At 66.0% G+C, this 9,778-nt stretch carries 9 protein-coding genes; 1 reads left to right on the forward strand and 8 read right to left on the reverse strand.

Going from position 1 to position 9,778, the window contains the following annotated elements; translation table 11 throughout:
- Window positions 1-145: 145 nt before the first annotated feature.
- Window positions 146-1,363: a DUF3322 domain-containing protein gene (locus RKP46_RS01045; protein WP_311104913.1), complete on the forward strand. Its 1,218-nt coding sequence runs from the start codon at window positions 146-148 to the stop codon at window positions 1,361-1,363.
- A gap of 205 nt (window positions 1,364-1,568) precedes the next feature.
- Here the strand turns inward: RKP46_RS01045 and RKP46_RS01050 are convergent, their stop codons facing one another.
- The 8 genes from RKP46_RS01050 to RKP46_RS01085 form a co-directional block, all read right to left on the reverse strand.
- Complete coding sequence (locus tag RKP46_RS01050) at window positions 1,569-2,327, reverse strand: ABC transporter ATP-binding protein (protein WP_311104914.1); 759 nt, start codon at window positions 2,325-2,327, stop codon at window positions 1,569-1,571.
- On the reverse strand, window positions 2,324-4,096 hold the full coding sequence (locus RKP46_RS01055; protein WP_409194086.1) for an ABC transporter permease subunit: 1,773 nt from the start codon (window positions 4,094-4,096) through the stop codon (window positions 2,324-2,326). The genes RKP46_RS01050 and RKP46_RS01055 overlap by 4 nt, the downstream gene beginning before the upstream one ends.
- Entirely contained in the window at window positions 4,093-5,127 is a 1,035-nt protein-coding gene (locus RKP46_RS01060) for a branched-chain amino acid ABC transporter permease (RefSeq protein ID WP_311104915.1), read from the reverse strand. Before RKP46_RS01060 ends, RKP46_RS01055 begins: the two co-directional genes overlap by 4 nt.
- An 84-nt stretch (window positions 5,128-5,211) precedes the next feature.
- Window positions 5,212-6,366, reverse strand: coding sequence for an ABC transporter substrate-binding protein (locus RKP46_RS01065; protein WP_311104916.1), 1,155 nt, complete (start codon window positions 6,364-6,366; stop codon window positions 5,212-5,214).
- A gap of 102 nt (window positions 6,367-6,468) precedes the next feature.
- Window positions 6,469-7,245, reverse strand: a complete 777-nt coding sequence (locus tag RKP46_RS01070; RefSeq protein ID WP_311104917.1) for a TSUP family transporter — start codon at window positions 7,243-7,245, stop codon at window positions 6,469-6,471.
- Between the two features lie 6 nt (window positions 7,246-7,251).
- Window positions 7,252-8,496, reverse strand: a complete 1,245-nt coding sequence (locus tag RKP46_RS01075; RefSeq protein WP_311104918.1) for a hypothetical protein — start codon at window positions 8,494-8,496, stop codon at window positions 7,252-7,254.
- A gap of 228 nt (window positions 8,497-8,724) precedes the next feature.
- Entirely contained in the window at window positions 8,725-9,609 is an 885-nt protein-coding gene (locus tag RKP46_RS01080; RefSeq protein WP_311104919.1) for an HDOD domain-containing protein, read from the reverse strand.
- Entirely contained in the window at window positions 9,606-9,773 is a 168-nt protein-coding gene (locus RKP46_RS01085) for an EAL domain-containing protein (RefSeq protein ID WP_311104921.1), read from the reverse strand. The genes RKP46_RS01080 and RKP46_RS01085 overlap by 4 nt, the downstream gene beginning before the upstream one ends.
- Window positions 9,774-9,778: the final 5 nt, after the last annotated feature.

The raw sequence follows: 9,778 nt of genomic DNA on the forward strand, positions 1-9,778 counted from the left end.
TCGAGCCTTTCGTGGCCAGCGTCGGCTTCGTGCACAACGAGGGCGGGCGCGAGTCGCGGCTGCGCTGCCTGTCGCTCGAGGAGTACCGGGCGCAGAAGGCGGAAGGGATGGCCGAAGCAAGGGCTGCCGGAGATGCCGCGGCAAGATGAGCTGGACGACGCCGGCCGACCTGCGCGCGCAGGTCCAGCGCTTGTGGGATCGTGGCGACTTGCTGCGGGCGGTGGTCAGCGACGCCGTTGCCTGGCCCCTGCGCCTGAACCTCAAGGCGCCCAGCGCCAGCGACCTGTCCGATCGTTTCGAAGCCGTGCGCGACTGGGTGCGCGCCGTCGCCGATGTCCCGCAGGTTCGCCTCGAATGGCGGGAGTGGAACCACCGCGTCCAGGGGATGCAGCGGCTGCCCGCGGTGGTCTGGCTCGATACCCTGCAAAGTGCTTTGGCCTTCATCGGCAAGGCGCGTCAAGCGCAAGGCTTCGCGGCGCTCTGGCAGCAGACCGCCGCTGCGCAGCCAACGCTACTGGCCTGGCTGTCCCGCCGGCCGTTGCGGGCACTCGACCTGGCCGACCGCTGGGAGCGCCTGCTGGCCGTCGTTGCATGGCTGCAAGCCCATCCTCGTCCCGGCGTATACCTGCGCCAGGTTGACGTGCCTGGAGTGGACAGCAAGTTCATCGAGGCCCAGCAAGGCGTCTTGGCCGAGCTGCTCGACCTGGCTCTGCCGCCGGAGATGGTGCACAGCGAAGCGCGTGGAAGCGCGCTCTTCGCCCGTCGTTTTGGCTTCCTCGGCAAGCCCGTCCGCATTCGGCTGCGACTGCTCGACGCAGAGCTACCCAGCCTGCCGGGCTGTAGAGGGCTGGCCGACATCACGCTGGACGCTGCGAGCTTCGCCGCGCTGGCGCTACCCATCGAGCACGTCTTCATCACCGAGAACGAAACCAACTTTCTCGCTTTCCCGCCGTCTGCACGCGCCGTCGTCGTCTTCGGTGCAGGCTACGGTTGGGAGCCACTGGCGCGCGCGGTGTGGCTGAATCGGTGCCAGATACACTATTGGGGTGACCTCGACACGCACGGCTTTGCCATCCTCGACCGACTGCGTAGCCACTTCCCGCACGCCGCGTCGTTGCTCATGGACCGGGACACCTTGCTCGCCCATCGCCTGCACTGGGGTGCGGAGCCCGAGCCGGCGCGCCACGACTTGTCACGTCTCACCACCGACGAGACGGCTGTCTATGACGACCTCAGATTCGATCGTCTGCAGCCGAGCCTGCGGCTGGAACAGGAGCGAATCGGCTATGGCTGGGTCTGTACTCGACTGGCGCGAATCTCGTCGGCCTCGGGATCACTCGTACTGCCGGCGAACTGCGCGTGAGCGCGGGTAGGCATCGACCTACGGTGAAGCCTGCACCCATGCTTGTTGGCCCGGCCTTGGCGAGCAGATCGATGGAGATCGGCTCAGCATCAGCATGCCTGGGCAGGACTGCGCCGGGTTCCGGCGCGACTGCCGACGCGAGGCGTCAGCCTTGCTGCTGGCCGGCACGGCTGCTGAAAGGGCTCGCCAAGCGGCCAGCGGGCAGTCAGCGACGGCCACCGAGGCCGAGGTAGCTGGCGACGACGCGTGGGTCGCTGGCCAACTGGCTGCTCGTACCTTCCAGCGCCAGTTCGCCGGTTTCCAGAACGTAGGCGTAGTCGGCCACCTGCAACGCGGCACGTGCGTTCTGCTCGACGAGGAGAATCGCCACTCCGGTTCGCTTGAGCTGAGTGATCGTGCGGAAGATTTCCCGGATGACCAGCGGCGCCAGTCCGAGACTCGGTTCGTCGAGCAGCAGCAAGCGTGGTTTGGCCATCAAGGCGCGGCCCATGGCGAGCATTTGTCGTTCGCCGCCGGAAAGCGTTCCGGCGGTCTGCTCGCGACGTTCCATCAAGCGCGGAAAAACGTTGAAGACGTCTTCCATGGTTTCCAGCGAATCACGGTGTCCGGCGCGATAGCGATCGAAAGCACCGAGCAGAAGGTTGTCGGCGACGCTCATTTCGGCGAAGAGCTCGCGCTTCTCGGGGACGAGCGTCATTCCCAGACGGACGAGCTGTTCGACGCTGCGCCCGCCGTGCTGCCGTTCGCCGAGGTAGACGATGTCGCCACTCGCCGGCAGGAGGCCGATCAGCGCGCAAAGCAGCGTCGTCTTGCCAGCACCGTTCGGTCCGATCACGGTAACGATTTCGCCGCGGTGGACCTTGAGCGAGATACCGTGCAGCGCGTTGACCTTGCCGTAGCTGACCGACAGATTGTCGATCTCGAGCACGACGGTGCGTTCGTTGCCCTCATCAGCCGGGCTCATTCGACGCCTCCCAGGTAGGCTTCGACCACCGCCGGGTTACGCTGGATGTCCTCGGGCAGACCTGCCGCGAGCTTCTGACCGAACTCCATGACCACCACCCGATCGGCCAGGCCCATGACGAAGTCCATGTCGTGCTCGACGAGCAGGATGCCGATTCCTTCGTCGCGCAGCCGGCGCAGCAAGTCGCCAAGCGCCTGCTTTTCGAGGTAGCGCAGGCCGGCGGCGGGTTCGTCGAGAAGCAGCAGGCAGGGATCGGCGGCGAGCGCCCGGGCGATTTCGACGATGCGCTGCTTGCCCAGCGGCAGGCTGCCGGCCGGCTCGTGCATCTGCTCGCTCAGACCGCAGCGCTCGATCTGCCGGGCTGCCTCGTAAAGCAGGCGGTCCTCCTCGTCCCGGTCGGTGCGACAGGCGGCAGCGACAAAGCCCTTGCGACCGCGCAGGTGGGCGCCGATGGCGACGTTTTCCAGAACGCTCATGCCGGGCAGCAGCCGCACATGCTGAAAGGTGCGGCTCATGCCGCGGCGCGCGATGTCGCGTGCGGGCAGCGACTCGACGCGTTCGCCGCGAAAGATGACGCTGCCCGAGGTCAGCGGATCGACGCCCGAGATGCCGTTGAACATCGTGCTCTTGCCGGCGCCGTTCGGACCGATCAGCGCCATCACCTCGCCCGCTCGGACCTGGAAAGTCATCCGGTCGTTGGCAACCAGACCGCCGAAACGCTTGCAGGCATCCTTGACTTCGAGCAGGACGGCGCCGGCGGCCGGACGTTCACGCCGGACGAGCGGTGGCGCCTCTCTGACCTGCGCGCGCTTTGGCGGCTGCGGAAAGTAGCGCGCGATGATCGGCCAGACGCCATCGCGCGCGCGCTGCAGGACGAAGATCATCAGTACGCCGAAGACGATGATCTCGAAGTTGCCACTTTGCCCGAGCAGTTTCGGCAGCCAGTCCTGCAGCCACTGTTTCAGGATGCTGATCAGCCCAGCGCCGACGATCGCGCCCCAGACATGCGCCACGCCGCCGATCACCGCCATGAACAGGTATTCAATTCCCTGTGTCAAGGAAAACGGCGTCGGATTGACGAAGCGTTGCAAGTGCGCGTAGAGCCAGCCGGAAGTGCTCGCGTAAAGTGCGGCGAGCGTGAAGATGACGATCTTCGAACGGGCGGTATGCACGCCCATCGCTTCGGCCATCAGCGACCCGCCGCGCAGCGCACGGATGGCACGCCCTTCGCGCGAGTCGAGCAGGTTGCGCGTGGCGAGCAGGGCGAGCAGGAGAACGGCCCAGATCAGGTAGAAGAACTCGCGCCCGGTCCTCACCTCGAGGTCGAAGAAGCTTAGCGGCGGAATGCCGGTCAGCCCGGTGTATCCGCCCAGTCCGGTGAGGTTGCCAAACAGGTAGTAGAGGCTGATCCCCCAGGCGATCGTCCCCAAAGGAAGAAAATGCCCCGACAAGCGCAAGGTCACCAGCCCCAGTGAAATGGCGACAGCCGCCGTAATCAGCAGGCCGGCGGGCAAGGTGAGCCAGGGGGAAACGCCGTGGACGGTGGTGAGATAAGCCGAGGAATAGGCGCCGAGTCCGACGAAAGCTGCCTGGCCGAACGAGGTCAGGCCGCCGACCCCGGTCAGCACGACGAGGCCGAGGGCGACGATCGCGTAAAGGCCGATGTAGTCGAGCAGCGTGATGTAGAACTCGGGCAGCAACAGCGGTGCGACGAGCAGGGCAGCAATGAAGAGCGCGAGCAGGGTGGTCGAACGTACCGTCGGCATCATTGCTCCTCGACGTGCGTCGTCTTCAGCGAGCGCCAGAGGAGCACCGGAATGATCAGCGTGAAGACGATCACTTCCTTGAAGGCGCTGGCCCAGAACGAGGAGTACGACTCGAGCAGGCCGACCAGGGCAGCACCGGCAGCGGCGACCGGGTAGCTGGCCAGGCCGCCGATGATCGCTCCGACGAAACCTTTCAGCCCGATCAGGAAGCCCGAATCGTAGTAGATCGTCGTGATCGGTGAAATCAGGATGCCGGAGAGGACGCCGATCAGCGCGGCGAGGGTAAACGACAGCATTCCGGCGAGCGTTCCGGAGATTCCCATCAGGCGCGCCCCGGTGCGATTCATTGCCGTCGCGCGCAGCGCCTTGCCGTAGATCGTGCGCTCGAAAAACAGGTAGAGGGCAATAATCAGCGCCAGGCTGGCAACGATGACGAGTACCGTCTGTCCTTGCAGCAAGGCGTCACCGATGGCGAAACTGACTTCGGTAAAGGGTGGCGTGCGCGAGCCTTCGGCACCGAAGAACAGCAGTCCGAGGCCGGTCAGCGCGACATGTACGGCAACCGAGACAATGAGCAGGACGAGCACCGACGCCTCGGCCACCGGTTGATAGGCGAGACGATAGATCATTGGTCCGAGCGGCACGACCAGCATCAGCGCAAGCAGTACCTGTACCGGCAACGGCAGGGTAGCCGGCGATACGGCGATCAGCGTTCCGGCGAGGAGCAGCGGGACACCGACGTTGAGCAGGACGATCAGCGGCAGGCGGCGCAATTGCCCGGCGCGCAGCGCGCGGCTGCCTTCGAGTACGCCGATCAGCACACCGAGCGCGAGCAGCAGCCAGACGGTTCCCGGCAGCTTGCCGGTCTGCAGGCTGGCCAGGGTCAGCGCACCGAAGGCGACGAACTCGCCCTGGGGAATGAAGATGACGCGGGTAACGGCAAAAACGAGCACCAGAGCAAGCGCCAGCAGCGCATAAATCGCGCCGTTGGTAAGGCCATCCTGGCCGAGCAGCAAGGCAATCTGCAAATCCATCGGAGTATCCACGCAGGCGGGGCGAGTGCCGCACCGCCTGCCGCGGCCCCGGTCCGGGGCGCGCCGAACGAGAGAGTTAATGCGTTACTGCACGAGTTTCCAGTTACCGCCTTCGATGCGGACCATGACACGAGCACGTTGATCGAAACCCAGGTGATCCTGCGCGCTCAGATTGAAAACGCCGTGCGCCGCCGTCACGTTACGCGTAGCTTCGAGCGCATCGCGCAAGGCCTTGCGGAATTCCCGCGTTCCCGGCTGGCCTTTCTTCAGCGCTTCCGGCACTGCGCTGGCGAGCAGCTTGGCCGCGTCCCAGGCGTGTGCGCCAAAGGTCGACACGCTCCCCTTGCCGTGCGCGGCTTCGTACTTGTTCACGTATTCGAGCGCCGCCTTCTTGATCGGGTTGCTGTCGGGCAGTTGTGCGGCGACCAGCACCGGTCCGGCGGGCAGGAAGGTTCCCTCGCAGTCCTTGCCGCAGACGCGCAGGAAGTCGGCATTGGCGACCCCGTGCGTCTGATACATGATTCCCTTGTAGCCCTTTTCTTTCAGAGACTTCTGCGGCAGAGCGGCAGGTGTCCCGGCACCGCCGACGAGTACTGCATCGGGCTTGGCGGCCATGATCTTGAGGACCTGCCCGGTGACCGAGGTATCGGCCCGATTGAAACGCTCGTTGGCGACGATCTGGATCTTGCGCACCTCGGCGATCTTCGAGAACTCGTTCCACCAGCCCTCGCCGTAGGCATCGGCAAAGCCGATATAGGCGACAGTCTTGACGTTGTTGTTGGTCATGTGCTCGACGATGGCCGTGGCCATCTGCGCGTCGTTCTGCGGCGTCTTGAAGACCCAGTAGCGCTTGGCGTCCATCGGCTCGATGATGCGCGAGGACGCGGCCATCGAGATCATCGGCGTTTCCGCCTCGGCAACGACGTCGATCATGGCCAGCGAATTGGGCGTGATCGTCGATCCGACGATGACGTCGACCTTGTTTTCGGCAATCAGCTTGCGCGTGTTCTTGACCGCCGTCGTCGTATCCGAAGCGTCGTCGAGAACGATGTAGTTGACCTTCTGGCCGGCGATCGTCGTCGGCAGCAGGGCGAACGAATTCTTCTCGGGGATGCCGAGCGAGGCGGCCGGTCCGGTGGCCGAGAGGGTGACGCCGACGTTGATGTCGGCGTGAACGGTGACGGCAAACGCGGCCGCCAGAACGGCCAGCAGGCGGCCGATGCGTGCGTTGATTCTCATGGTGTCCCCTGACAAGGTGGTTTGATGTGGCCGCGGCGACGCCGCCGCAATCAGCGCGTCGAAAAGGGTGCATTGTGCGACCAGCGCCAGCGTGAGACAAGTCTAGGCGAACGTATCATGCGCAAATTTCACGATAAAGGCGCTCACGACGCACAAAAAGACGATTCTGACGAAGCGACTGCCGTGCCGAAGCGCAAGATGTGTGCCGAGCAACGAACCAAGGACATTGGCGCAGGCCATCACGACGGCGACTTGCGGCAGGAAATGACCACTCGGAATGAAGTAGCCGAGCGCCGCCAGATTGGTTGTCATGTTCACCACTTTGGCCGCTGCCGAGGCGTGCAGGAAGTCGAAGCCGAAGAAGCGGATGAACAGGAAGATCAGGAAACTGCCGGTGCCCGGACCGAAGAAGCCGTCGTAGAAACCGATCGCGCCACCGAGCACCAGCGCGTAGGCAAACTCGCGCCGACCACTGTGTTGCGGTCGGTGGACCGTCCCCAGGTCAGGACGCAGGAAAGTGTAGGCGGCCGCCGCAATCAGCAGGATCAGGATCAGCGGCCGCAGCAGCAAGGGCGGGAGCCAGGCGACGGCGAGCGCGCCGGCGTACGAGCAGGCAAACGCCGCAAGCGCCGCCGGCAGCGTCGTTCGCCAGGGCATGTCGACGCGTCGCGCGTAGCGCCAGGCGGCATTCGCCGTGCCGAAAATGCTGGAAAACTTGTTGGTGCCGAAGAGCGTCGCCGGTGTGGTCTGCGGTAGCGCACTGAACAGCGCCGGGATCTGGATCAGCCCGCCGCCGCCGACCAGCGAGTCGATGAAACCGGCAAACAGCGCTGAAATGGCCAGACCCAGGAGCAGCGCGGCGCTGATCTCGTCGCTCATCGGCCGTCAACGCGCTTCGCTCGTCTTGCGCGTTTTCCGGCGCCTCGGGTGGCTGTCGGGCTGAGCCTCGGCTGCCGGTGCGGCAAGCGCCGCCAGCCAATCGGCGATCTGGCGGTAGACCCGCGCATCGGTGAGCATCTCACGATGCCCCAGGCGGCCGACCGCAGCGCTCTGCACACGGTCGCCGACCGTCGACGAGCTGGCGCCCGCCGGACCGAACGCTCGATCAGCCAGGACGCTGTCGAAGCGATGCTCGATATCCTCGGCCAGACTGCCGGCGAGGAAGCGACACGCGATCCGGCTCAGGCCGGCTGGCGCACGCCCGCCCGCCGCCGCGCCCGGCCGCGCGAGTGGATTGGCGCGCAGCGTCGCCGCGAGCTGCTGTCCGAGCCGTTCGGCGGGCGAGGCGAGCTGTGCCGCCCCCAGACAGATCACCATGTCGGTCGATGCGGACCAGTGCCTTCCCGCCCTTGCCGCGTCTTCGCAGGCGGCCAGCGCCAGCAGGCCGCCCATGCCGTGGCCAAGAAGAATCAAGCGACTTTCCGGGTGCGGCCAGGCCGCGTGCAGTTGTTCGAGCAGCGCGGCGAGCGCCGGCGCGTTCTCGCTCACCGGCAAGTCGGTGCGATAGCGCACGTAGACCGGCGTATAGCCAAAATCTATCTGCAGTTGCTGGCCGAAATCGACCCCTGGCGATGTCGCGAGAGCGGCCTCGGCGGTCGCCGGAAGCGCTTGCCAGGCCGTTTCGTCACAGCCCTGGCCGTGGATGAAGACGCTGATCTGCGCGCCGGCTGCTGGCCACGCCGCGCGTACGGCAGCGGCCTCCGGTGCCACGACAGCGCCGTCGGCACGGAGCGCTGGAGCGGTTCCCGGTTGAGCTTCGCCGGCTGCCGGCGACGCAGCGAAGACACCGGCCAGGGCGCCCTGCACCCGACTGGCAAGCGCTCCGGGTGGCTGTTCGGCGTTGCCTCTGGCATAGCGCTCTTCGACCAGTCCGGCCAGGCCACACAGCGCCTTGTTGGCCAGATCGACGACCTGATAAACGTTGGCAACGAGTCCGTCATGCGCACGCTCGACCAGGTGCACCGGTCGGGCAAGCAGAGGGGCCCGGCGCAGGAGCGCGAACGACTTGCCGGCAAGCGCAGTGTGCAGCGCACGCACGCGCGCCGTCGTCGCCTGCACGGCGGCTTGTGCTCTCTGACTGTAGCCGACGCCAGGGCGCAGCACTTGCGTGGTCTTCTTTCCGGCTTTCATGGAATGTCCCGAGAGCGTGTGAAACGAGGCTGCTGCGTTGCCGAGCTACCGCCTTGCTGGCGACTGACGAGTCGCGCACTACCGCCCGGGTAAATTTCGCCGTCGGCAGAGCAAGGCAAACCGAGGCGCGGCGGGCGCCAGGGCAAGCCCCGGCGCGCCGACTGCGGCTGCGCGACCGCCATGGTACCCGCCAGGGCAAGCTTTGGCGAGGGCGAGCCGCCGCCGCGCTCAGTCGATCGCCGCGAGAACGCTCATCGCCTCGGCATGTCGCTCGCGCAAGGACGCTTCGCTCAGGCCAAGCAGGCACAGCGACGATTCACCAAGTTTCGTCCACTCCTGCGTCAGGCTGGCACCGGTCAGGTCCTGCAGCAGATGCTCGGCGGTCTGACTGACGGCGATCAGGCGACTGCCGGCCAGCGGCAGACCTGACTGGTGCTGAGCAATGGCCGATGGTTCGTGATGCGCGCGAATGGCCTGGCAGATCTCGTCGGGCAACCACCACTCGGTCGCCAGCAGGCTGCCGACGACTGCGTGGTCGGTCGGGTGGTCGGCCTGCTCGACCGCGGTAAAGCTGCGCTCGGCGTCGCTGTTGGCGCGCGCCAGCGTCTGTCGGTAGTCGGCGCAGCGGCGCAGCAGAATGACGATTCCGCAGTCGCGAAAGAGCCCGAAGGTGTAAGCGTCGGCGGCACTCAGGCCGGGCAGGGAAAGGCTTTGCGCAAGCCAGCCGGAGAGCGCGGCGATGCGGGCCGACGAGTCCCAGAAGCGGACGTAGTGCGCACTGTCCGGAAATGCGCGCCGCAGGCTGATCGCCGCGACGGCACGTGCGCTCAGCTCCAGGCCGAGCAGCACGAGCGCCTCGGGCACCGAGCGCACGCGCGTGCGCAGGCCGAAGTACGGCGAGTTGGCCGTCCTGATCAAGCCGGCGGCGAGCCCGACATCCGCCTTGATCAGTTGCCCGATGCGACGAAAGCATGGGTTGTCGCTGAGCACTTCGGATCTGATCCGGTCGATGATCTGCGGGCGCGGCGGAATATCGATCGCCCGAATCGCATCGTCAAGCGCCTTGGTCAGCGATGGCCGGCCGTCTGGCCGACCGTTGTTCGGGACATTCATCTCGTTCTCATCCACTCCAGAAGCGCCTCCTCGGGCATCGGCCGGGCGTGCAGGAAACCCTGCGTTGCGTCGACTCCCGCTGCTTCGGCCGCCGCCCGTTGTTCGGCCGTTTCAATGCCCTCGGCAACGACCAGCATCCCCAGTTCGCCGGCCAGGCGCGTGATGGCGC

Source organism: Accumulibacter sp. (assembly GCF_031732815.1).
Classification (GTDB): domain Bacteria; phylum Pseudomonadota; class Gammaproteobacteria; order Burkholderiales; family Rhodocyclaceae; genus Accumulibacter.